Genomic DNA, 24,275 nt, shown 5'->3' with positions numbered 1-24,275 from the left:
GATGAAATCATTCACCAAACACACTGGAGTGGTGGCGCCGCTGGATCGGTCCAATGTCGACACTGACATGATCATTCCTAAGCAGTTCCTCAAATCCATCAAGCGTACCGGCTTCGGCCCCAACCTGTTCGATGAGTTGCGGTATCTGGACGAGGGGCAACCGGGTAAGGACAACAGCCAGCGGCCCCTGAATCCGGATTTTGTCCTGAATCAAACGCGTTATCAGGGGGCGAGTGTGCTGCTGACACGGGCAAATTTCGGTTGCGGCTCGAGCCGCGAGCATGCGCCCTGGGCCCTCGACGACTTTGGTTTCCGGGCGATCATAGCGCCGAGTTTTGCCGACATCTTCTACAACAACTGCTTCAAGAATGGGCTGTTACCGGTTGTTTTGAAAGAAGAAGAGGTTGACGCTTTGTTCCAGGCCGTGGAGGCAAACGAGGGCTATGCGTTGACCGTGGATCTGGAAAGCCAGACCGTTTCCACGCCGGATGGCACCACCTACAGCTTTGAGGTGGATGAGTTTCGCCGGCACTGCCTGCTCAACGGACTTGATGATATTGGCGTAACGCTGGAGGATGCGCACGCCATCAGGGCCTACGAGCAGCGGCGCAGGCAGGAAGCGCCGTGGCTTTTCCCGACCGGTTGAGCCGGCAACCCAAGATTGTATAGCCAGGATACGACGTCATGACACAGAACGTACTTTTTCTCCCGGGTGATGGTATTGGCCCTGACATTATTGAACAGGCCAGTGCCGTTCTTGCGCGCGTTAATGAACGCCTGTCCCTGGGGTTGAGTTTTGATGAGGCACCAGTGGGTGGGGCGGCCATAGATGCCACCGGCAGTCCCCTTCCGGATGAGACCATGGAAAGGGCGCGTGAGGCCGGCGGGATCCTGCTGGGGGCCGTTGGTGGTCCCAAATGGGACAACCTGGCCATGGCGCAGCGGCCCGAGAAAGGGCTCCTGGGGTTGCGCTCCGGTCTGGGTCTGTTCGCCAACCTGCGTCCCGCCTTTCTGTATCCCCAGCTGGCGGAGGCCTCCAGCCTTCGGCCGGAGGTCGTGGGTGGACTGGACATTCTGATTGTGCGTGAGCTCACGGGCGGTATCTATTTCGGCCAGCCCCGCGGCACCGAGACCCTTGAGAACGGTGAGCGCGAAGGGTTTAATACGTACCGCTACAATGAGTCGGAGATCCGCCGTATCGCCAGAGTGGCGTTCGAATCGGCGCGCCAGCGCAATAAGCGGCTGTGCTCCATCGACAAGGCGAATGTGCTCGAAGTGACTGTCCTGTGGCGCCGCATTATGGAGGAGCTGGCAGCGGAGTACCCGGATGTTGAACTGAGCCACATGTACGTGGATAACGCCGCCATGCAACTGGTTCGCGACCCGAATCAGTTCGATGTGATTGTCACCGGTAATATGTTCGGTGATATCCTGTCAGACGAGGCGGCCATGTTAACCGGTTCCATCGGGATGTTGCCGTCGGCCGCGCTGAATGCAAGCAAACAGGGGATGTACGAGCCCTGCCATGGGTCGGCACCTGATATTGCTGGTGAGGATAAGGCCAATCCCCTGGCGACCATCCTTTCCAGTGCCATGATGCTGCGTTACAGCTTTGGCATGGAGGCGGCAGCAGCGGCGATTGAGAGGGCTGTACAGGATGTGCTCGAACAAGGGCTCCGAACACCGGATATCCATTTCGAGGGGACACGGTTGGTTGGTACCCGTGCGATGGGCGAGGCGGTTCTTGCAGCCCTGGACACATACCTGTAGCAACGCACCGGGCGTCACGGGGTAGGCTCCGGGCAGAAACCCAGTACATTGAAAACAGAGGCGGCACAATGAAGCGAGTAGGTCTGGTTGGCTGGCGTGGCATGGTTGGGTCCGTGCTGATGCAGCGGATGCAGGAAGAGAATGATTTCGCCGGGATTGAGCCGGTGTTCTTCACCACATCCCAGGCTGGGCAGCCGGCGCCGGATTTTGGCAAGGAGGCGCCGCCGCTGAAGGATGCCCGGGATATTGATGAGCTGCGCGCCATGGACGTCATTGTCACCTGCCAGGGAGGCGACTACACCAATGAGGTCTATGGCCCGCTGCGCAAGGCCGGCTGGAACGGTTATTGGATTGATGCCGCTTCCGCCCTGCGGATGGAGGACGATTCCGTCATCGTCCTGGACCCCGTGAATCGCCAGGTGATTGACCGGGCCCTGGATGCCGGCCAGCTTGATTTTATTGGTGGTAACTGCACCGTCAGCCTCATGCTGATGGGAATCGGGGCTCTCTTTGAACAGGATCTGGTGGAATGGGTCAGTCCCATGACCTACCAGGCCGCGTCGGGCTCCGGTGCAAAACACATGCGTGAGCTTCTGGATCAGATGGGGGCGCTCAACGGCGCGGTTTCCGACCTGCTTGCGGATCCCTCTTCCGCAATACTGGAGATTGACCGGCAGGTGACCACAACCATGCGCAGTGGCGAGTTCCCCAAGGAGAACTTCGGCGTGCCCTTGGCCGGAAGCCTGATCCCCTGGCTCGATAAGCCCATGCCCTCGGGGCAGAGCAAGGAGGAATGGAAGGCGGGCGCCGAAAGCAACAAGATCCTGGGGCGCTCGGACAACCCCGTGCCGATTGACGGGACCTGCGTGCGCGTGGGGGCGATGCGCAGTCACAGTCAGGCGCTGACGATCAAGCTTCGCAAGGACGTTCCACTTTCGGAAATAGAGGCCATGCTGCAGGCTCACAGCCCTTGGTGCGAGGTCGTCCCCAATGAGCAGCAGCCCAGCATGGAAAAGCTCAGTCCCGCTTATGCAACGGGATCGCTGAGCGTGCCCGTGGGCCGTTTGCGCAAGCTGGCCATGGGCGGGGAATACCTTAACGCCTTCACGGTTGGCGATCAGCTGCTGTGGGGCGCGGCCGAGCCACTGCGCCGGATGCTGACCATTCTGCTTGAACGTGATGGGTGATTCCGGGACGCTGCGGCGCCCCGGGTTGGCGCGAACCGGGGCGTATTCCCGCCAACCGGGTGCTTCCTGTGCCCGGTCATTTATTGCGTAATTCGCGTTTATCAACAATACTTCCGCTTAACTTCATAATTACAGGTGGATTTCCTTAATCGACGCGGGGAACCGCGGCGAGCTGCCTGACGAGAACGGGAAAGGATACGGCATGAGAGTACGCAAACTGGCGGTGGCGCTCGCCCTGGCGGGCGGGCTTGGATCAGGTCTGGCACAGGCGCTCGGGATGGGCGAAGGTCGGATACTGACAAACCTGAACGAACCGCTTCGGGCCCAGATTGAGCTTAGCGAGCCGGGCGATCTTTCCGCGGACCAGATCCAGGTGTCCCTGGCGCCGGAGTCGGACTTTGAGCGAGCCGGACTACGCCGGATGGATGTGCTTCGGGACCTGACGTTTGAACTGGTCGAAACCGATGGCGGTTACCGAATCAACGTCACCTCTGAGGGGCCCATCCGGGAGCCGTTTCTGAGCTTCCTGGTGGAAGTAACCTGGCCGAACGGACGTCTGCTGCGCGAATACTCATTCCTGGTGGATCCGCCCTCCCGCAACGAGGGACAGCAGACGGTCGCATCGGACGCCGGTACCGGTGATGGGCGTGCCCGTGAGCGGGAGGAAACGCAGCAGACTTCAGGGGCAAGCTCAGAAACCGCAGCCCCTCGTGAATACGGCCCCACAGGCGCCGATGACACCCTTTGGGGGATTGCCGGGGAAGTCAGCTCGTCCAGTGACCTGAGTCGGCATCAGGTGATGCTGGCTATTCAGGAGGCCAACCCAGACGCCTTTGCCAACAACAACATTAACCAGTTGCGCCGTGGTCGTGTCTTACGGATCCCCTCTGAGGAGGCGATGCGTTCTCGCTCAAAGCAGGAGGCGTATCAACAGGTTAAAGCTCAGAATCAGCGCCACCAGAAGGCCAGCCAGCGTCGCGCGCAGGCGGCCCCCGCGCCTTCGGCCAGCGAGTCGGACGAAACGGCGGCCCAATCGTCGTCCTCTGAAAGGAAGGCATCGTCCGGGCCTGAATCCGGCAGCGAAGGGGGAGAGGATGAACTGCGGATTCTGACGGCAGAAGGAGAGCAGCAAAACGGGGGCGGCACCGTGGCCGGTATGGGCGACGGTGAAGGGGATGAGCGCCTGACCGCTGCCCTGGAGGAGCTGGATCGGGCGGAACGGGATCGGGAGGAACTCTCGAGCCGGTTGAAAGACCTGGAAAAGCAGCTCAAAACCATGAAAGAGCTGATCGAACTGAAGGACGATCAGCTGGCGGAGATGGAACAGAAGCTCGCCGAGGCGCGTGAAAAGGATCAAGCTTCCGGTGACACGGCGAGCACTGAAGAGACCAAGGAGCCTGATAGCAGCGACAGTGACGTCACCATGGCTGGTAGCCAGCAGTCCGGTGATACGGGGGCTGCGGGAAAGGATGAGGGCGATAGTGGTGACGGCGATGCGCCCACAACTGAGCAAGGCTCGGAGAATGCTCAGGATCAGGAGGCGTCAGAGGTAACGGATGCGGCTGGCACAGCTGCTGAATCCAAATCTGAAGAGTCCAAGCCGGAGGCAGCCGCTGAGGGCGAATCCAAACCGGATAAGTCCGCAACCAAAGCGTCTGGTGAAGACGATCATGAGGAAACAGAAACGGCAGCAGCCGCCGCGTCCGGCAATGAGCCGGATGGGGGTGATGGTGCTGCGCAGCCGGCACCTGAACCGACGACACAGGAGCAAGGTGCCCCGTCCAGCCTCAGTGGGGTTTTTCAACGGGTAATCAATGATCCCCGTTACCAGATTGGCGCCGGCGTTCTGGGTCTGGGTTTGCTGGGCCTTTTGTGGGGACTGGCGCGGCGCAATGCGGCCCGGGAACAGGCCTTCTACGAGCAGCTGCGCGATGTACAGGAAACCTCGGAGGCGCCCGTCGAAAGCAGCGAGGAGGTGCTTGATCTTGGTTCCTCCCCGGATGAAGAAGCGCCCGCCGAGAAAGAGGATGGTGAGGACGCGCTGGCGGAAGCCGACGTCTATCTTGCCTATGGACGCCAAGAGCAGGCAGCCCGCCACCTGGAGCAGGCGATTGCCACCGAGCCCGGACGCAAGGACCTGCGGCTGAAGCTGCTTGGTATCTATGCGGAGACGGGAGAGTCCGAACATTTCGAGAAACAGTACCGTGAGCTGAGCGAGCTCGGTGATGAAGCGGCCATCCAGCAGGCTGACGAGTTGCGAGGCCAGTTGGATAGTGCCGGTGAGCAGGACGTCAGTATCGAGGACCTGACCGAGCAGCTGAAGACCAGTGCCATGGAAACCGGCAACGAAGGCGAGTCGGCGAGCGAAGTGGATTCGCTTGAAGACGAGGCCTTTGATTTCAGCGCCCTTGAGGACGCTGATGACCTGTTGAGTGAATCCGGTGATTCGGAAACGGGCGAGGGCAGTTCCGGTAGCGGGGAGGAGCAAAGCCCCGACCTTGATGATTACAGCATTGACTTTGAGCTGGGCGAGGATGAAAAACCTTCGCAGTCCTCACAGGCGGAGCACACCGAGGCGGACTCTGGGAAAGCCTCGGAGACAACGCAGACGGAAGAGGATGTAGCGGATCTCGGCTTTTCGGTGGACGATCTTGAGCTGGATGAGTCAGGGGACGAAGCGGTGCCGGAACTGGATGCCGAGCTCGCGGAACAGGAACCGGAAGGCGCTGCTGCGGAAACCGGGGATGAGTCTGCAACGGAGACAGCTGATGCGGAAGGGGAAGCGGATACCGACCTGACGCTGGATGACCTGGACATCGACATGGATGTGGGCAGCGCGGAGCCCGCAAGTGAATCAACTGAAGCTCCAGAGCAGGCCTCCACAGAGGTACCATCGGATTCGGACTTTGACGACTCCTTTCTGGAAGAACTGGATGCGGAGCTGGATCGGGTTACCGGAGAAGAATCCGAGAGCGAGGAATCCGCTGAGTCAACAACAGCAGTCTCGGAAGAATCAGCAGAGTCGGCCGCCAGTGACGATGAGCTGGATGACCTGAGTCTTGACGTCTCGGATGAGGACCTGGAACTCGCCGAGGAGGTTGCCCAGGAAGGGGTGGGCGAGGAGCCCGAACAACCAGAGCAGCCCGCCGAGCAGACCGAGAAAGCGCCTGCGGATCAGCTTGAGGAAGGTCTGATGGACTCAGAGCTTGAGGATATAGGCGCCGAAGGCGAGCTGTCCGATGAGGAGCTGGCCGCACTGGAAGGGGATCAAGAGCAGGCGCCCGGGGCGCAACAGAAGGATGAAACGGACGCTATGGACGCCGGGAACGAAACCAGCTCATCGAGCTCCAGCGATGAAGAGTTTGATTTTCTGGAGGGTACCGACGAAGCCGGCACCAAGCTGGATCTGGCGAGAGCGTATGTCGAGATGGGCGATGCAGACGGTGCGCGGGACATTCTCGAAGAAGTGGCCCGTGAAGGCAGTGACGAGCAACAGCAGGAAGCCCAGCGGCTTCTCAGCGAACTCTGATCTGTTGTGCTTCAACAACCGGTTGAGCTGACCACAGCGGTGACGGCCGGGCCCGGTCGGGTCGCTCTGGTGATTGAGTACGATGGCGGTGACTTTCACGGCTGGCAGGATCAGAAGAGCAGTCTGCGGACCATAGGTGGAACCCTTGCCACTGCTGTCTCCAGGGTGGCCAATGAACCGGTTGAGCCGGTCTGTGCCGGGCGCACGGACGCCGGCGTGCACGCCTGCTATCAGGTGGTCCACTTTGACACCAGTGTCTCGCGGGCAATCCGCTCCTGGGTGCTGGGCATTAATAGCGCACTGCCCTCTGATATCCGCGTTCACTGGGGCGGAGGCGTTGCCCCGGAGTTCAGCGCGCGTTTCAGCGCCCGCTCCCGACGGTACAGGTACCTGATGCTGGATTCGCCGACGCCGCCGGCGTTGCTGCGCGAACGGGTTGCATGGACGCGAATGCCCCTTGAGGGCGACGCCATGCAGCAGGCTGCCGAACACCTCCTGGGGGAGCAGGATTTTTCTGCTTTCCGGGCTGCCGGATGCCAGGCCCATACTCCGTGGCGATGTATTGAAGCGATTTCAGTTTCCCGGGAAGGGCCATTCCTGGTGCTGGACGTTACCGCCAACGCCTTTCTTCACCACATGGTACGCAACATAGCGGGAACACTCATGGCCGTTGGGCGGGGCGAGCGCCATCCGGATTGGGTCGCGGAGGTTCTTGGTCACCGGGACCGCCGTTATGCGGGAGTCACCGCGCCGCCCCAGGGGCTCTACCTGGTGGACGTAATGTACCCCGACCCGGTGCCCGTCCCGAGGCCGCGAATTGGGCCCTGGTGGCTTTCCAGCCAGGGCTGAGATTTGGTACGGAGCGCTGCGAGCGCTATTCTTTCCCTTTTGGCGTAGGAGATGGTCTTGCCCCGTACTCGAATCAAGGTCTGCGGCATTACCCGCGAGGACGATGCCGTGGTGGCGGCTGAAGCGGGTGTGGACGCTATCGGACTGGTATTCCACCCGGAAAGCCCGCGTTGTGTTTCGGTTGAGCAGGCGCGGCGGATCCGCTGGGCATTACCCCCGTTCGTTACCACGGTGGGCCTGTTTGTGAACGCCTCCAGGGATTTTGTAGCGACGGCCCTGGAGCAGGTCCCACTGGACCTGCTCCAGTTTCACGGTGATGAATCCGCGGCATTCTGTAGCGGTTTTCAACACCCTTGGATACGCGCAGTCAGGGTTCGGGATTCCCGGGTGGTTACGGCCGCTGAGAGTACCTATGATAAGGCGTTCGGCCTGCTTGCCGACGCCTACAGTCACGAGCGTTACGGTGGTACGGGGAAAACGTTCAACTGGGATTGGTTGCCCGCTACCCCTTCCCTGCCACTGATCCTGGCCGGGGGGCTCACGGCGGCGAATGTGGGCGAGGCCGTAAAACGCGTACAACCCTGGGCTGTGGATGTCAGCGGCGGAGTTGAAACAGAGCCGGGCATCAAGTGCCCTCAGCGCATCAATGAATTCGTCCGGGAGGTTACCCTGACCCATGAAACTGACTGAGCAACAGATCAAGGATAGTCCGGACGCGCGGGGCCATTTTGGCGCCTATGGTGGCCGTTTTGTCTCCGAGACCCTGATCGATTCCCTGGAACACCTGGAGCGTGAATACCGCAGATTGCGGGAGGACCCGGAGTTTGTGGCCCGGTTCCACAAGGACCTGGCGGATTATGTGGGCAGACCCACACCGCTGTACCACGCCGATCGATTGAGCAGTGAGCTGGGCGGGGCTTCCATCTGGCTTAAGCGGGAGGATCTGTGTCACACCGGCGCCCACAAGGTGAACAACACCATTGGCCAGGCGCTTCTGGCGAAGTTTCTGGGCAAACCGCGCGTCATTGCGGAAACCGGAGCCGGTCAGCATGGAGTGGCCACCGCGACGGTGGCGGCCCGACTGGGGCTCAAGTGCAAGATTTATATGGGGGCCGAGGATGTTCGTCGGCAGGCCATCAACGTCTACCGCATGAAACTTCTGGGTGCCGAGGTCGAGGCGGTTGAGGGCGGAACCCGCACGCTCAAGGACGCCATGAACGAGGCGCTCCGGGACTGGGTGACCAATGTTGACGATACGTTTTACATCATCGGCACTGTTGCGGGCCCCCACCCGTATCCGATGCTGGTGCGGGATCTCCAGTCCGTGATCGGTCGCGAAACGCGCCAGCAGAGCCTGGAAAAAAACGGTGCGCTGCCTGATGCCCTGGTCGCCTGTGTTGGCGGTGGCTCCAATGCCATCGGGCTGTTCCATCCCTTCCTGGGGGACGAATCGGTAACAATGTACGGTGTTGAAGCGGGAGGTCATGGGGTTGAAACCGGCCAGCACGCCGCGCCGTTGAGTGCCGGCAGGCCAGGTGTGCTGCATGGCAACCGGACCTACCTGATGGAGGATGACTACGGCCAGATCGCCGGTACCCATTCGGTTTCCGCCGGGCTGGACTATCCCGGGGTAGGCCCTGAACACTCCTGGCTCAAGGATACCGGCCGCGTGAACTACGTATCGGTAACCGACGACGAGGCGATGGACGGTTTCCGGCGCCTTACGGCTCTGGAGGGCATTATGCCGGCCCTGGAAACAGCCCATGCCATCGGCTGGGCAATCAAGCTGGCGCCCACCATGCGCCCGGACCAGTCCATCGTCATCAATCTTTCCGGCCGGGGTGACAAGGACATCGACACCGTCGCCCGTATGGATAACATCGAAGTGGAGCGGCGCTAACCCATGAGCCGAATCGAACAGCGACTCAATGCCCTGGGTAACCAGGGCCGCAAAGGGCTTATCCCCTATATTACCGCGGGTGATCCCGATATCGGAGAAACCCTCCGGATTATGCACAGTCTGGTGGAATCCGGGGCGGATCTGATCGAGCTTGGGATGCCCTTCTCGGATCCCATGGCCGACGGGCCGGTGATCCAGCGTGCCTGTGAACGGGCGCTGGCAAAAGGTTGCACCAGTCACGACGTCCTGTCTGTGGTGAGCCGGTTCCGGGAAACGGATGACCAAACCCCCGTGGTGCTCATGGGGTACCTGAATCCGGTGGAGGCTATGGGCTATGATACCTTTGCCAGACGGGCAGCCGAGGCTGGCGTGGATGGCGTCCTTATGGTGGATCTGCCGCCAGAGGAGGCCGGGGACGTGGTGTCTTCGTTCCGCTCCCAGGGGCTGGACCTGATCTTCCTGATATCACCCACCACGTCGGATGAACGGATCCGCCGCATGGGCGAATACAGCAGTGGTTACCTGTATTACGTCTCATTGAAGGGCGTTACCGGTTCCGCGAGTATTGATTCGGGGGCCGTGGAACAAAGGGTTGCCCATATCCGGAGCCTGACAGAACTCCCGGTTGGTGTGGGCTTCGGCATTCGCGACGCGGAAACGGCGGGCGTCATAGGCCGCGTTTCGGATGCTATTATCGTGGGCAGTGTTATTGTTGACTGCATTGGCCGGCATCCCGAGGGCGGCGAATCATTGCACCAGGCCCTGAAGGACCTGGTGAAGCCCCTGCGGGACAGCCTGGATACACCCTGAGCCGGAGGACAGTTCATGAGCAGCTGGCTCGACAAGATTATGCCCGGAATGATCCGTTCGGACGCGCAGCAGCGTTCAACGGTTCCTGAAGGGCTCTGGAAGAAATGCCCCAAGTGCAACGGCTTTCTCTATCGCCCGGAGCTGGACCGCAACCTGAATGTTTGCCCCAAGTGCGAACATCACATCCGGATCAACGCGCGGCGTCGCCTGGAAATCTTTCTCGATGCGAAGGATAACCGGGAGATTGCGGCTGACCTGGAGCCCGTGGACCGGCTCAAGTTCAAGGATACCAAACGCTACAAGGACCGTCTGAGCCAGGCCCAGAAAAGCACCGGTGAAAAGGACGCCCTGGTGGCCATGGCGGGGACCGTACAGGATGTCCCCGTGGTTGCGGTGGCGTTCGAGTTCCAGTTCCTGGGCGGCTCCATGGGGCAGGTGGTCGGCGAGAAGTTCGTGCGCGCCGTGAACATCTGCCTGGAAGAAAACGTGCCCCTGGTATGTTTCGCGGCCAGTGGTGGCGCCCGTATGCAGGAAGCCATCATGTCATTGATGCAGATGGCGAAGACGGCAGCGGCACTTGAACGCATGCGTGAACAGGGCATTCCGTTCATATCCGTGCTCACCGACCCGGTATTCGGGGGCGTTTCCGCCAGTCTCGGTATGCTGGGCGACCTCAATATCGCCGAACCCTATGCATTGGTGGGCTTTGCGGGGCCACGGGTGATTGAGCAAACGGTACGCGAGAAGCTGCCGGAAGGCTTCCAGCGCAGCGAGTTCCTGATTGAGCACGGGGCGATTGACATGATTGTTGCCCGGCACGACATGCGGGAACGGGTGGCCCATGTGCTCGCTAAGCTCGGACACCATGAGCAGCCGCCGGAGGACGAGCCAGAGCCGCTCGCCGAACAGCTGCCGGAAGAAGAGGGCACCGGAGAGGCCGATGCCACAGAGTGATGCCAGCCTGCAAGACTGGCTGGCCTATCTTGAATCCCTCCATGCGAGTGAGATGGAGCTTGGCCTTGATCGGGTGATGGTTGTCTACCGTCGGCTTTTGCCGCAGGGCCTGCCTGGCAAGGTGGTGATCGTCGGGGGCACGAATGGCAAGGGCAGCACCCTGGCAGCCCTGGAGTCCCTGTTAAGCTCTGAGGGGTACAGTACCGGCGCCTATACGTCACCCCATATACGCCGTTTCAACGAACGGATCCGCATCAATGGGGTGGATGTAACGGACGCCGCCATATGCGATGCCATGGCCGCCGTGGAACAGGCCCGGCGCAATATCCCGTTGACCTATTTTGAGTTCACCACCCTGGCTGCGTTCTGGCTTTTCCGGGAGGCTGGCGTGGCGTACCCGCTTCTTGAAGTGGGGCTCGGCGGGCGTCTCGACGCCGTCAATGTGGCAGAACCGGCGCTATCGATCATCACGGGTGTGGACCTGGATCACACCCAGTGGCTTGGTACTGACCGCGAACAGATCGGCTATGAAAAAGCTGGCATCCTGCGGGCAGGGCAGCCAGCCCTTTTTGGCGAGCCGGATCCTCCCGCCTCGGTGACTGACCAGGCTGCGGCGCAAGGCATTCCCTTGCGAATCCGCGGGCGTGATTTTGGCGGATCGGATGGTGACGGCGGGTTATCCGCTTCCCAGCAAACGGCTCTAGCTGCTTTCGGGATGCTGGGGTTCCAGGTGGATGAGTACACCGTTACACATCTGCACAACGCCGCAGTCCTGCCCGGCAGGTTCCAGACGCTGGAGGGCGAGCCCCGGATCATCCTTGATGTCGGGCACAACCCACAGGCCGCCCGGTGGCTGGGGAGCCGGTTGACGCAGGTCCCGGAAACCCCAGTGCACGCGGTCTATGGCGCCATGGGCGATAAAGACGTTGAAGGGGTGGCCGCCGCCTTGGCTGACATCCTGGATGGCTGGCACCTGGCGCCTTTGCCGGGTGCCCGTGGGCTGAGCGCGGAGCAGGTTGCTGAACGGCTCGCGGGGCTGGTTCCTGAGGGGCAGCTCCAGACCACAGCAGGGGTCCGGGAGGCGCTGGCCTCAGCCCGGGAAGCCGCCGGGCAAAACGGGTGCGTTCTGGTATTCGGTTCCTTTCTGACGGTGTCTGAAGCTCTGGCCGTTCTGGAATCGTAACTGGTACTGCCATACCCCGAGCGATTACACTCCCTTACAACCATTTACAAGCAAGGCGCAGGGATTTGGACGGATTCAAACAGCGGATTATCGGGGCCCTCATCATTGTCTGCCTGGCGGTGATCTTTCTGCCGATGCTTTTCGATGAGCCGCACCAGGCCCGGAAGGAGCAGGTGCTTGAGGTACCTGCGAAGCCGGAAATGGAGCCGGTAACGATTGAGCAGCCACAGGAGCCGGACACGCCACCGGACTCCGGGGATGGCCCTGAGATCCCCATGGCGAATGATGGGCGGATAGAGCGGGATGACGGCCCCGCCACGTCCCAGGATGATTCTGAGCCAGTCCCCCAGGTCCAACAGGAAGAAGATGGCGCGCTTCGGGGAGCGTGGCTGGTTCGGCTCGGCAGTTTCAGCAAACGCAATAACGCCCTCGGCCTGAGGGATCGGGTGCGTGAGCACGGCATGGACGCGCACAGCCAAACGGTTGATACCGACAACGGTACCTATACGCGGGTATTCGCAGGCCCCTTCGTGGATAAGGAGCAAGCCCAGTCCGCGCGCAAGCAGCTTGAGGCTGAGTTCAATCTCAAGGCCATGGTGATTGAAGGAGAAGAGGACTGACGCCGGTTTGGCGGTCTCTCGATTCCTGCTAGAATGGCCGCTTCCTGTAAGCACTGGGGCCTCCGGATGGATGCGCTGATCTGGATCGACTGGGTCATCATAGCCATTGTCGCCGTTTCAACCCTGATCAGCCTGAAGCGGGGCTTCGTCAGGGAGGCAATGTCACTTGTGGTCTGGGTGGGTGCCTTTGTCATCGCCCGGACCTTTCACCCCAACATGCAGGTGTTGCTGGCGGATACGGTCAGCCATGCCACGGTTCGTCTTATTGCGGCTTTCGGCATCCTGTTTGTGGTCACCCTGATTGTAGGCGCTGTTGTCAATAACGCGCTAGGCCGTCTGGTGGAGGCCACCGGTCTCAGTGCCACGGACCGTACCCTGGGCATGTTCTTCGGGCTGGCGCGTGGCCTTGTACTGGTGTTGGTGGCCCTGGCGCTTCTGCGGATGACGCCGGTCACCGGCGACACCTGGTGGCGTGAATCAACCACGGTCCAGGAACTGGCAAAAGTTGAAGCCTGGTCAAGGGACGTGCTCGGTGACGAAATTGATTCGCTTCTGCCGGATGCTGAAGCCGCCAGTGACGCTTCCGGACAAGCCATGCAGGAAGGCGCACAACGCCTGATGGACATGCAGGACAGTGCACCGGAAACAATCTCCAGGGACGAGCGTTCCCAATCCCCAGCAACCGCGGAGTAATACAACTCGATGTGTGGAATCGTTGGCATCGTTGGCACGACCAACGTCAACCAGTCGCTTTATGACGCACTGACCGTTCTTCAGCACCGGGGCCAGGATGCCGCAGGCATCGTGACCTTTGAGGATGAGCGCTTTTTTCTGCGCAAGGACAACGGTCTGGTCAAGGATGTCTTCCGTACCCGCCATATGCGCCGGCTGGTTGGCCATGTGGGTATTGGCCATGTGCGTTATCCCACGGCCGGCACCTCCAGCTCTGCCGAGGCCCAACCGTTCTACGTGAACAGTCCCTATGGGATCACGCTGGCGCACAACGGCAACCTGACGAATACCGAGGAACTCGCCAATGATGTGTTCCGTTCGGACCTGCGCCACATCAACACCAACTCGGATTCCGAGGTTCTGCTCAATGTTTTTGCCCATGAGCTGCAAAAGAAGGGCAAGCTGAACCCGACCAGCGAGGATGTATTCGATGCGGTGCGCACGGTTCACCGTCGTGCCAGCGGCGCTTATGCCGCCATCGCCATGATCACCGGTTATGGCATCGTTGGTTTCCGCGACCCCAATGGCATTCGCCCGGCGTGTTTTGGTGTTCGTGAGACGCCCGAAGGCAAGGAATACATGATTGCCTCGGAAAGTGTCGCTCTGGCCTCGCTGGGCTTCGAGCTGGTCCGGGATATTGCACCGGGCGAAGCCGTTTATATTGAAACGGACGGCAGCCTGTATACGAAGCAGTGTGCTGAGTCACCGAAACTCAACCCCTGCCTTTTTGAGTACGTTTACTTTGCGCGGCCTGACTCCATCATCGATGACATTTCCGTCTATAAGTCGCGGTTGCGCATGGGCGAGGCGCTTGCTGGCAAGATCAAGCGCGAAATGCCCGACCATGATATTGACGTGGTGATTCCCATCCCGGATACCAGCCGGACGTCGGCGTTACCGCTGGCGTATGATCTGGGCGTCAAGTTCCGTGAGGGGCTGATCAAGAATCGCTACATCGGGCGTACGTTCATCATGCCCGGGCAGACCATGCGCAAGCGCTCCGTGCGGCAGAAGCTGAATCCCATCGAACTGGAATTCCAGGGCAAGAATGTGCTTCTGGTGGACGATTCGATCGTGCGTGGCACAACCTGCCAGGAAATCGTGCAGATGGTGCGTGACGCGGGAGCCAAGAAAGTCTACTTCGCCTCGGCGGCACCGCCGGTGCGCTACCCCAATGTGTATGGGATCGACATGCCGGCAGCCAATGAGCTGATCGCCCATGGCCGTACCGAGAAGGAAGTGGAAGAGCTCATTGGTGCGGACTGGCTGATCTATCAGGACCTCGATGACCTCGTTGAATGTGCCCGTGAGGGCAACGAGACCATCGATGAGTTCGACTGCTCTGTCTTCAACGGCCATTACCCCACCGGCGATGTGACCGCTGACTACCTGACACGGCTGGAGCAGGAGCGCTCGGAAGCGAAAAAGAACGAGCGGAACAAGGAACTGACGGCGGATAGTGACGTCATCGATATCCATAACGACGAGTGACCCATGAGCGATTCCAGTGAGCAGGTACCACACGCCAACCTGTCGGGCACCCGGGCTGAGACCCGGGCGGTTCGGGCGGGGCAGCGGCGTACCCCGGAACTTGAGCACAGCGAGGCCCTGTACCCGACCTCCAGCTTTGTCTACAACAGCGCCGCCCAGGCGGCAGCGCGATTCGCGGGGGACGAGCCGGGTAATATCTACTCACGCTTCACCAACCCCACGGTTGCCACCTTTGAGGACCGTATTGCGGCGCTGGAGGGGGGTGAGCGCGGTGTGGCCACGGCCTCGGGTATGGCCGCCATCCTGGCGACCTTCATGGGATTGCTCCAGCAAGGGGATCACATTGTGTGCTCCCGAGGCGTTTTTGGCACCACAACAGTCCTGCTCCAGAAATACATGGCCCGCTTCGGTGTTGAGACCACCTTTGTGGACCTGACCAGCCGGGCTGAGTGGGAGTCGGCCATTCGCCCCGAGACGCGGATCCTGTTCCTGGAGACCCCCTCTAATCCCTTGGGTGAAATCGCCGACCTGGAGGCACTGGCAACGCTGGCTCACCGCAACGAGGCGCTACTGGTGGTGGATAATTGCCTGTGTACGCCCGTACTGCAGCAACCCTTCCGCCACGGGGCGGATATCGTGGTCCATTCAGCCACGAAATACCTTGATGGTCAGGGGCGCTGTGTTGGGGGTGCCGTTGTGGGCAGCAACCAGCTGATGGAGGAGGTTCACGGAGTGATCCGTTCAGCTGGCCCCACGATGAGCCCCTTTAATGCCTGGGTCTTTCTGAAGGGACTCGAAACGCTGTCCCTGCGCATGAAGGCACACTCCGAGAACGCCCTGCGGGTTGCCCAGTGGTTGCGGGAACAGCCGTCGATTGAAACGGTGCTTTATGCGGGGCTCCCGGACCATCCACAGAATGAGCTGGCCAAGCGGCAGCAGAGCGGTGGTAGTGGTGTGGTCTCCTTCCGGGTGAAGGGCGGACGGGAACAGGCGTGGCGGGTGATTGATGAACTGAACCTGTTCTCGATCACAGCGAACCTGGGGGATGCGAAGAGCACGGTGACCCATCCGGCCACGACCACCCATGGTCGGCTGTCCGATGAGGAGAAGGAGCGGGGTGGGATAACCGAGAACCTGGTGCGGCTGTCCATTGGCCTGGAATCGGTTGAGGATCTGATCGAGGATCTTGAGCGGGCGCTTTCCGGCGGGTAAACGCCCCGTTTCCGGTTGGACATGTTCTGGCGAATCAAGCCATTACATGTTTAACTTGGGGCAAAGGATGAAGTGAACGCTATGGCACAGGTCAAATCGGGACAGGCGCAGCAGGAGACAGAGCATCGGGGGCGGACGCGCTTCCGGGAGCTTCTTGCCCAGGGTGGGCGCGAAGGGGCGCTGATTGCTCTGATCGTGCTCTGTGTCTATCTGGTGATGGCTCTGGTGTCCCACAATCCGGCCGACCCCGGCTGGGCGAGCATTGGTCATGAACTGGAAGCCAGCAACTACGCAGGGCGTAGCGGGGCCTGGCTGTCCAGTCTGCTAATGACCTTCTTTGGCCAGCTTTCCTGGCTTTTCCCGCTTTTGGCTGGCTGGTGTGCCATCACCCTCTATCGGAACCGGGGGACCTATCCGGACTTCCACTGGCCCCTGTTCTTCCTGCGTACCGGTGGTTTCGTCCTGTTCCTTGCCGCCAGTTGTGGACTTTTCGGCCTGTATTCGTTTTTCGGGCTGGGCCCGGATTCCGGTGGCGTATTGGGCAGTGAGATTGCCGCAACATTTGTGGCCCAGCTGAACCGGCCCGCCACTACTCTGGTTCTGGGCGCCATCGCTCTCTTCGGGTTGACGCTGGTGACCGGGCTTTCCTGGATTGCGCTGATTGACCGGGTTGGGCAGGGCGCACTGGTGCTGGTTCGCAGCGTGACATGGGTGCTCCGGGCCATGACGGGGTCTGTAGCAAGCCTGCGGCGCAGGGTGGCAGAGAAGCGTCAGGCGCGTTTAGCGACTCCCAGGAAAACCGAACCCCCAGTGGTAAACCGCCGTGTTGATGAGCCCTCCCCAGGGATTCTCAAGCGCCTGGGACAACGCTTGAAGCGTCGCCGCTCCGCGATGCAGCAAAACACCCCCAACCGGCAAGAGCCTGTCTTCAGTGACGAACCTGAGCCGGAGCAGCCCTCACTGCCTTTGGTCGTGGATGCGGTTGATGAGCAGGCTGATGCTTCTGCCGGGGAAGAGGAGCAGCAAGCGGTGAACATCACGCCTTTCCAGGGACGGGGAGCGGGTAGTGCCAAGCCGGAGGCCGATGATCATAAAGGGAGCAAGAAAAAGAAGCGCGGGCGCCGGTCTAGTGGCAAGCCGGTTGATCAAGGAAAGACGCCTCTGCCACCGGTGAGTATTCTGGATGAGCCGGCCTCGCACAAGAAGCAGGGATACTCGACGGACTCATTGCAGTACATGTCTCGCCTTCTAGAGGAGAAGCTGGCTGACTTTGGCGTGGCCGTGGAGGTTGTGGAGGTTAATCCGGGCCCCGTGATCACCCGTTTTGAGATCAAACCAGCCGCTGGCGTGAAGGTCAGCCGTATTTCCAACCTGGCCAAGGACCTGGCGAGGGCGCTGGCGGTGTACAGCGTGCGCGTGGTTGAGGTGATCCCGGGCAAGTCAGTGGTTGGCATCGAAATCCCGAACGAAGAACGGGAGATGGTCAAGCTCTCCGAGATCCTGTCCTCGCCCAGCTATACAAAATCCGGTTCCGCCTTGACCCTGGCGGTGGGCAATGACATCGGTGGCGAACCAGTGGTTGCCGACCTGGGCAAGATGCCCCACCTTCTGGTGGCCGGGACTACCGGCTCAGGCAAGTCCGTTGGGGTGAACGCCATGATCCTCAGTATGCTCCTCAATGCCTCGCCCGAGGAGGTGCGCCTGATCATGATTGATCCCAAGATGCTGGAACTGTCCATCTACGAGGGGATACCGCATCTGCTGGCGCCAGTGGTGACGGACATGAAAGAGGCAGCCAATGCGTTGCGCTGGTGCGTTGCGGAGATGGAGCGGCGCTATCAACTGATGTCCTCACAGGGCGTGCGCAATCTGGCGGGTTACAACCGTAAGGTTCGCGAGGCCCGTGACCGAGGGGAACCCATAAAGGACCCCCTTTGGAACCCGGAGAACGCTATGGACCCCAGCGAGGACGCGCGACCGGAACTCGAGCCATTACCCTACATCGTTGTGGTGGTGGATGAGTTTGCCGACATGATGATGATTGTTGGCAAAAAGGTGGAGGAACTCATTGCGCGGATTGCTCAGAAGGCGAGGGCGGCAGGCATCCATCTGATCCTGGCAACGCAGCGGCCTTCGGTGGACGTGATCACGGGCCTGATCAAGGCCAACATCCCCACCCGGATGTCGTTCTCCGTGCAGTCGAAAGTGGACTCGCGCACGGTATTGGACCAGGGAGGCGCTGAGCAGCTTCTGGGCAACGGCGACATGCTTTATCTGCCACCGGGGTCAAGCAACCCCGAGCGGGTGCATGGAGCCTTCGTGGATGACGACGAGGTCCACCGCGTTGTTGAGGCCTGGAAACAGCGTGGTGAGCCGGATTATGTGGAGGATGTTCTGAGCGGCGGCGATAGTGACAGCGTGCCTGGCATTGCCGCCATGGGCGGCGACGAAGACAGCGAGCAGGACGCGCTTTTCGATGAAGCCGTAGCCTTCGTCACCGACAGTGGCAAGGTTTCCATTTCCTCCGTGCAGCGTAAATTCAAGATTGGATACAATCGGGCAGCGAATCTGGTGGAAGCCATGGAGGCGGCAGGCGTGGTCAGCGCTGCCGGCCACAATGGCGCCCGCGAGGTGCTCGCTGCCCCGCCACCAAGAGACTAGATGATGATGCGAGCGATCCAGACCCTTTTTATGGCGCTGTGCCTGTCGGCTATGCCGGCACTGGCCCAATCCGGCAGTAGCGGGGATGCGGCCGCATTGCTAAGCGAGCGGCTTTCGGGGTACCGCAGCTATCAGGCCAGCTTTGAACAGACGGTACAGAGCCCCGACGGCGAAAGGCTTCAGAAGACCACCGGCGAGCTCAGTGCCCGGCGTGGCGGGGACTTTTTCTGGCATGTTGATCCCCCCATGGAGCAGAAAATCGTCACCGCTGGCGACGAGGTCCGCGTCTACGATCCGGATCTGCGCCAGGTCACGGTCTATCCGCTTGAGGATCGTATTGCATCAACGCCTGCACTGCTGCTCTCCGGCAAGGTGGGCAATCTGGCGGAGACGTTCCGGATAGAGCACCGCGTAAACGGTGATGGCGAGCGGTTTACTCTGGAGCCGAAGGATCAGGACACGCTTTTCCTGAAGTTGAGCATGCGCTTTGATGGGGACGGAGTGCTCAGGGGCATGCAGTTGCATGACTCTCTGGACCAGCGCAGTAAGCTGCAATTCCACGAAATCGTACTCAATGAGCCTGTTCCCGATGCCCGTTTCGAACTGGAAGTGCCGGATAACGTTGACGTGATCCGGAATGAGGCCAACGGAGCCCGCTGATGCAGCAAGGGCTCTTTGGCACCGAGCAAGCGCGCCACCAACCGCTTGCAGCCCGGATGCGCCCACGCGGGCTGGCAGACTACGCGGGCCAACAGCACCTTGTGGGCGAGACCAAGCCGTTACGCCGGGCGGTCGAGGAGAACCAGCTCCACTCAATGATCCTGTGGGGACCGCCCGGTGTGGGCAAGACCACCTTTGCCCGCCTGCTCGCGGAACAGACCTCGGCCTGGTTTGAGACGCTCTCCGCTGTGGCGGCTGGGGTCAAGGATATACGCAATGCTGTCGCGGCAGCGCGGGAACGCCTGGAGACCAGCGGCCAGGAAACCCTTCTGTTCGTGGACGAGGTCCATCGGTTCAATAAATCCCAGCAGGACGCCTTCCTGCCCCATATCGAGGAGGGCACAGTCATCTTCGTCGGGGCCACCACGGAGAACCCCTCCTTCGAGCTCAACAGCGCGCTCCTGTCCCGCACCCGGGTTTATGTGCTGCGGGATCTGGAAGAGCGGGACCTTGTGGCGCTGCTGCGGCGGGCCGTCGAGGCGGAGGAGGGGCTCAACGGGAGTGTCCAGGTTGATGATGACGTTCTGGGCATGATGGCACGGGCGGCTGATGGTGATGCCCGGCGCGCGCTCAACATACTGGAGGTGGGCTCGGATCTTGCTGGTGAAGAGAAGGAGGGGGGAAAGCCGGTCATTGACGAATCCGTTCTGGGGGAGGTGCTCCAGACATCGCTGCGCCGCTTCGACAAGGGCGGGGATGTTTTCTACGACCAGATCTCCGCGTTGCACAAGTCTGTGCGCGGCTCGGATCCGGATGCGGCCCTGTACTGGATGTGCCGGATGTTGGATGGCGGCTGCGACCCGTTGTATATTGCGCGTCGTCTTGTGCGCATCGCCAGTGAGGACATCGGGAATGCCGACCCCAGGGCGCTGAGTCTGAGCATGGAAGGGTGGCAGGTCCAGGAGCGTCTGGGCAGCCCTGAAGGGGAACTGACGCTGGCCCAGGTGGTGACCTACCTGGCCATGGCACCCAAGAGTATCGGTGTTTACAGGGCCTTTAATGAGTGCATGGCCCAGGTGCGTCGGGACCAGGATCGGCCGGTTCCAGCGCATCTGCGCAATGCCCCCACGAAGCTGATGAAGGAACAGGGGTATGGCGAGGATTATCGCTATGCCCATGACGAACCGGAAGCGTTCGCGGCGGGCGAAAGCTATATGCCCCAAGCGCTGCACGGCACACGTTTCTACCAGCCAGAACCGCGTGGGCTGGAACAGAAATTCGCGGAGAAGCGTGCCTATCTGGACCGGCTGAACGCCGAAAGCCAGCGGCAGCGCTATCCCGACGGGAACAACAACTGACGACTGGAAAGAGACCATCATGCTGGATCCCAAATGGGTGCGAACCGACCCCGACGCTGCAGCCGCCCAACTGGCAAGGCGAGGCTATGAACTGGACACCGGACGGGTGCGCGAGCTCGAAAACCGTCGCCGTGAGCTCCAGAGCCGTACCGAGGAACTGCAGGCTGAACAGAAGCGCCGTTCCAAGGCCATAGGGGAAGCCAAGCGCAATGGCGAAGACGCGCAGCCGCTGATGGATGAGGTGGAATCGCTGAAACAACAGAAGGCGGACGCCGAAAACCAGCTCAGGGAACTGCAGGTCGACCTGAATGCGTTTCTGGAGGGGATTCCGAATATCCCGGATGACGCTGTTCCCGAGGGCGATTCCGACGAGGATAATGTCGAGATCCGCCGTTGGGGCGAGCCCACAGAACCGGCTTTTGAACCGGCCGACCATGTAACCCTGGGAGAGGGGGTAGGCGGTATGGACTTTGCCGCCGCGGCCACGATCGCCCGCGCCCGTTTCGCGGTGATGCAGGGCGGTGTGGCGCGGCTGCACCGGGCCCTGACCCAGTTCATGCTGGATCTGCATACGGCCGAACACGGGTACACGGAAACCTACCTGCCCTATATGGTCAACAGCGCCAGCCTTACGGGCACCGGGCAGCTTCCCAAGTTTGAAGAGGACCTGTTCCGGATTGATGGTGACCGGGATCTCTACCTGATTCCAACCGCCGAGGTGCCTGCCACCAACATGGTGCGTGACCGTATTCTGGGAGCAGAGGAGCTGCCGAAGCGAATGGTGTGTCATACCCCCTGCTTCCGCAGCGAGGCCGGCGCCTATGGTAAGGACACCAGAGGTATGATTCGCCAGCACCAGTTCGAGAAGGTGGAGCTGATCCATATCGTGCGCCCCGGTGACTCGGATGCGGCACTGGAGGCTCTGACCGGCCATGCTGAGACCATCCTGCAGCGTCTGGAACTGCCATACCGAGTCGTGACACTGTGCGGTGGTGACATGGGCTTTGCGGCCGCCCGGACCTACGACATTGAAGTCTGGCTGCCGGGCCAGTCCGCCTATCGCGAGATTTCGTCCTGCAGTAATACCCGTGATTTCCAGGCCCGGCGGATGCAGGCACGCTGGCGCAATCCGGAGACCGGAAAACCGGAGCTGGTGCATACACTCAACGGCTCCGGCCTTGCTGTGGGGCGTGCCCTGGTGGCGGTACTGGAGAACTATCAGGAAGCGGATGGCCGGGTTCGTGTTCCGTCGGCGCTGCAGTCCTACATGGGTGGACTGACCGAACTTGTACCAGAGGGGGCCTGAAGTCGATGGTTACGCAATGGGTGAAGGACCGCGTGAAGACCCTTCTGCTGCCTGGCAGGACAACCGCCGCGGAGCCGCGGGCGGAAGGCGAGGTCTATTTGGTAGGCGCGGGCCCGGGTGATCCCGACCTGCTCACAGTCAAAGCCCTGCGGTTGCTGCGCGAGGCGGATGTGGTTCTGCACGATCGACTGGTCTCACAGCCCATTATGGACCTGATCAACGAGCACGCGGCCATCATCCATGTTGGCAAGGCGCGCTCCAATCACAGCGTTCCCCAGGACCAGATCAATGACATGCTGGTGGAATACGCTCGGGCAGGGAAACGGGTCGTCCGGCTCAAGGGCGGAGACCCGTTCATTTTCGGCCGTGGCGGCGAAGAGATTGAGCGCCTCGCGGAATACGGCATCCCCTTCCAGGTGATTCCTGGCATAACCGCTGCCCAGGGATGTTCCAGCTATGCGGGTATACCCTTGACCCATCGTGACCATGCGCAATCCGTGCGCTTCATCACCGGTCATCTCAAGAACGACACCACGGATCTGCCCTGGCAGGACTTTGTCCAGAACCGGCAGACGCTGGTGTTCTACATGGGACTCATGGGCTTGCCCGTGATTGCTCGGGAGCTCATCGCCCACGGCATGGCGCCGGAAACCCCCTGTGCCCTGGTTTCAAAGGGAACCATGCCGGAACAGGCGGTGGTCAGTGCGACACTGGCGTCGATTGTGGAGGCAGTGGAAGAGGCCGGCGTAAGGGCTCCGACCATTATCATCGTGGGCGATGTAGTGAATCTGAGAGGTCAGCTCGGCTGGCTTGAACAGGTGCCAGCCGAGCCGGAGGCGTTCAGCCCCGGTGACGGTGGGGGATAACGTCCCGGAGGTCGTCACGCATCTGGCGGACGGCCTTCTCGGTGGTCTCCCAGTCGATGCAGGCATCGGTCACGGAGACGCCATATTCCATTTCATCCATCGCCGCCAGCTTCTGCTTGCCCCAATTGATGTTGCTCTCAACCATCAGGCCGATGATGGACAGGTTGCCTTCCTTGATCTGATGGCTTACGTCCTGCATGACCAGAGGCTGCACGGCCGGGTCCTTATTGGAATTGGCGTGGCTGCAGTCGACCATAATGGCGTTGCGTACCCCAGCTGATTGAAGCTCCCGCTCGCAGAGCGCCACATTCACGGAGTCGTAATTCGGCTTGCCACCGCCACCGCGCAAAACCACATGGCTGTAAGGGTTGCCCCGGGTGCGGGTGATGGCTACCTGCCCATTCTGGTCAATCCCCAGGAAGCTGTGCGGATTGGATGTGGAGTTCATGGCGTTGATCGCCACATCCAGGCTGCCGTCAGTCCCGTTCTTGAACCCAACGGCCATGGAAAGACCACTGCTCATTTCGCGGTGCGTTTGGGATTCCGTGGTGCGGGCGCCGATCGCTGACCAGGCGATGGTATCCTGGAGATACTGCGGTGCGGTGGGATCCAGTGCTTCGGTGGCCGTGGGCAGCCCCAGCTCAGCAATGTCCAGCAGCAGCTTGCGACCAACGTAGAGGCCCCGTTCGATATCGAAGCTGTCGTCCAGGTGAGGGTCATTGATCAGCCCTTTCCAGCCCGTGGTTGTGCGGGGCTTCTCGAAATAGACGCGCATCACCAGGAAAAGCGTATCACTGACTTCGTCCGCCAGTGCCTTCAGGCGGCGGGCGTAGTCCAGAGCGGCATCGGGGTCGTGGATTGAGCAGGGACCGACCACCAGGAACAGGCGCGGATCCTTGCCATCCAGGATGTTATTAATGGTCTGACGGCCTTCCAGCACGGTTCGCCGGGCTGCATCGGTTAGCGGCAGCTGTTCCTTGAGCGCTGCCGGCGTGGTCAGTACCTGTTGTTCCTCAATATTGACGTTCTCGATGTCGCTGCTTGCCATCACTGCCTCTTATCGCCCTTGCACGAAAACGGGCCGTCATAGTGCGTGAATTCCTTCGCGGATGCAATCCGGCCCGCCGGTCATGCTGGCGGCAGCCCGCTGGCTGGTTTAAGGTGTAAGTCAGACATCTTGGCCGGGT

Annotated in this window: 19 protein-coding genes and 2 pseudogenes; 20 read left to right on the top strand and 1 reads right to left on the bottom strand. The window is 60.9% G+C overall.

Going from position 1 to position 24,275, the window contains the following annotated elements; translation table 11 throughout:
• Nucleotide 1: 1 nt before the first annotated feature.
• From leuD to cobA, 20 genes and pseudogenes are all read left to right on the top strand, one after another.
• Nucleotides 2–646, top strand: coding sequence for a 3-isopropylmalate dehydratase small subunit (leuD, locus tag AC1RQI_RS05445; RefSeq protein WP_481903973.1), 645 nt, complete (start codon nucleotides 2–4; stop codon nucleotides 644–646).
• 38 nt (nucleotides 647–684) lie between these two features.
• The gene (gene leuB / locus AC1RQI_RS05440; RefSeq protein ID WP_481903972.1) at nucleotides 685–1,770 is read left to right on the top strand and encodes a 3-isopropylmalate dehydrogenase; all 1,086 of its coding nucleotides are present in this window, start codon (nucleotides 685–687) and stop codon (nucleotides 1,768–1,770) included.
• A 68-nt stretch (nucleotides 1,771–1,838) separates the two neighbouring features.
• The gene (gene asd / locus AC1RQI_RS05435; protein WP_416634594.1) at nucleotides 1,839–2,957 is read left to right on the top strand and encodes an aspartate-semialdehyde dehydrogenase; all 1,119 of its coding nucleotides are present in this window, start codon (nucleotides 1,839–1,841) and stop codon (nucleotides 2,955–2,957) included.
• A 202-nt stretch (nucleotides 2,958–3,159) separates the two neighbouring features.
• Nucleotides 3,160–6,486, top strand: coding sequence for a FimV/HubP family polar landmark protein (locus tag AC1RQI_RS05430; protein ID WP_481903971.1), 3,327 nt, complete (start codon nucleotides 3,160–3,162; stop codon nucleotides 6,484–6,486).
• A 6-nt stretch (nucleotides 6,487–6,492) separates the two neighbouring features.
• Entirely contained in the window at nucleotides 6,493–7,335 is an 843-nt protein-coding gene (gene truA / locus AC1RQI_RS05425) for a tRNA pseudouridine(38-40) synthase TruA (protein WP_481903970.1), read from the top strand.
• Nucleotides 7,336–7,386: 51 nt separating this feature from the next.
• Nucleotides 7,387–8,025 carry a phosphoribosylanthranilate isomerase gene (locus AC1RQI_RS05420; protein WP_416634591.1) on the top strand — a complete coding sequence of 213 codons (639 nt, stop codon included), beginning with the start codon at nucleotides 7,387–7,389 and terminating at the stop codon, nucleotides 8,023–8,025.
• On the top strand, nucleotides 8,012–9,235 hold the full coding sequence (trpB, locus tag AC1RQI_RS05415; protein ID WP_481903969.1) for a tryptophan synthase subunit beta: 1,224 nt from the start codon (nucleotides 8,012–8,014) through the stop codon (nucleotides 9,233–9,235). Before AC1RQI_RS05420 ends, trpB begins: the two co-directional genes overlap by 14 nt.
• Nucleotides 9,236–9,238: 3 nt before the next feature.
• On the top strand, nucleotides 9,239–10,045 hold the full coding sequence (trpA, locus tag AC1RQI_RS05410; RefSeq protein WP_481903968.1) for a tryptophan synthase subunit alpha: 807 nt from the start codon (nucleotides 9,239–9,241) through the stop codon (nucleotides 10,043–10,045).
• 15 nt (nucleotides 10,046–10,060) lie between these two features.
• Nucleotides 10,061–10,999 carry an acetyl-CoA carboxylase, carboxyltransferase subunit beta gene (gene accD, locus AC1RQI_RS05405; RefSeq protein WP_416634588.1) on the top strand — a complete coding sequence of 313 codons (939 nt, stop codon included), beginning with the start codon at nucleotides 10,061–10,063 and terminating at the stop codon, nucleotides 10,997–10,999.
• Nucleotides 10,986–12,182: a bifunctional folylpolyglutamate synthase/dihydrofolate synthase gene (locus tag AC1RQI_RS05400; protein ID WP_481903967.1), complete on the top strand. Its 1,197-nt coding sequence runs from the start codon at nucleotides 10,986–10,988 to the stop codon at nucleotides 12,180–12,182. The genes accD and AC1RQI_RS05400 overlap by 14 nt, the downstream gene beginning before the upstream one ends.
• A 65-nt stretch (nucleotides 12,183–12,247) precedes the next feature.
• Nucleotides 12,248–12,802 (top strand): SPOR domain-containing protein, encoded by a 555-nt coding sequence (locus AC1RQI_RS05395; protein WP_481903966.1) that lies wholly within the window; start codon nucleotides 12,248–12,250, stop codon nucleotides 12,800–12,802.
• 66 nt (nucleotides 12,803–12,868) lie between these two features.
• Nucleotides 12,869–13,495 carry a CvpA family protein gene (locus AC1RQI_RS05390; RefSeq protein ID WP_416634585.1) on the top strand — a complete coding sequence of 209 codons (627 nt, stop codon included), beginning with the start codon at nucleotides 12,869–12,871 and terminating at the stop codon, nucleotides 13,493–13,495.
• A gap of 9 nt (nucleotides 13,496–13,504) precedes the next feature.
• Nucleotides 13,505–15,025 (top strand): amidophosphoribosyltransferase, encoded by a 1,521-nt coding sequence (gene purF, locus AC1RQI_RS05385; RefSeq protein ID WP_416634584.1) that lies wholly within the window; start codon nucleotides 13,505–13,507, stop codon nucleotides 15,023–15,025.
• A 3-nt stretch (nucleotides 15,026–15,028) separates the two neighbouring features.
• Complete coding sequence (locus AC1RQI_RS05380; protein WP_481903965.1) at nucleotides 15,029–16,237, top strand: O-succinylhomoserine sulfhydrylase; 1,209 nt, start codon at nucleotides 15,029–15,031, stop codon at nucleotides 16,235–16,237.
• 81 nt (nucleotides 16,238–16,318) lie between these two features.
• Nucleotides 16,319–16,900 (top strand): annotated as a pseudogene (locus tag AC1RQI_RS05375) (DNA translocase FtsK 4TM domain-containing protein); the annotation flags it as partial.
• Nucleotides 16,901–17,398: 498 nt separating this feature from the next.
• Nucleotides 17,399–18,898, top strand: a pseudogene (locus AC1RQI_RS05370) (DNA translocase FtsK); the annotation flags it as partial.
• Nucleotides 18,899–19,558: an outer membrane lipoprotein periplasmic chaperone LolA gene (gene lolA, locus AC1RQI_RS05365; protein ID WP_481903964.1), complete on the top strand. Its 660-nt coding sequence runs from the start codon at nucleotides 18,899–18,901 to the stop codon at nucleotides 19,556–19,558. It begins immediately after the preceding pseudogene.
• Entirely contained in the window at nucleotides 19,558–20,916 is a 1,359-nt protein-coding gene (locus tag AC1RQI_RS05360) for a replication-associated recombination protein A (RefSeq protein WP_481903963.1), read from the top strand. The genes lolA and AC1RQI_RS05360 overlap by 1 nt, the downstream gene beginning before the upstream one ends.
• A gap of 19 nt (nucleotides 20,917–20,935) precedes the next feature.
• Entirely contained in the window at nucleotides 20,936–22,222 is a 1,287-nt protein-coding gene (serS, locus tag AC1RQI_RS05355; protein ID WP_481903962.1) for a serine--tRNA ligase, read from the top strand.
• A 32-nt stretch (nucleotides 22,223–22,254) separates the two neighbouring features.
• On the top strand, nucleotides 22,255–23,088 hold the full coding sequence (gene cobA, locus AC1RQI_RS05350; RefSeq protein ID WP_416634579.1) for a uroporphyrinogen-III C-methyltransferase: 834 nt from the start codon (nucleotides 22,255–22,257) through the stop codon (nucleotides 23,086–23,088).
• Here cobA and AC1RQI_RS05345 read toward each other — a convergent pair.
• On the bottom strand, nucleotides 23,063–24,136 hold the full coding sequence (locus tag AC1RQI_RS05345) for a 3-deoxy-7-phosphoheptulonate synthase (protein WP_416634578.1): 1,074 nt from the start codon (nucleotides 24,134–24,136) through the stop codon (nucleotides 23,063–23,065). The two genes, cobA and AC1RQI_RS05345, sit on opposite strands and share 26 nt — an antisense overlap.
• Between the last annotated feature and the right edge of the window lie 139 nt (nucleotides 24,137–24,275).

This window comes from Salicola sp. AFF1, from assembly GCF_056783195.1.
The sequence above is the reverse complement of the archived record's forward strand: the minus strand, read 5'-3'. Positions and strand labels throughout refer to the sequence as shown.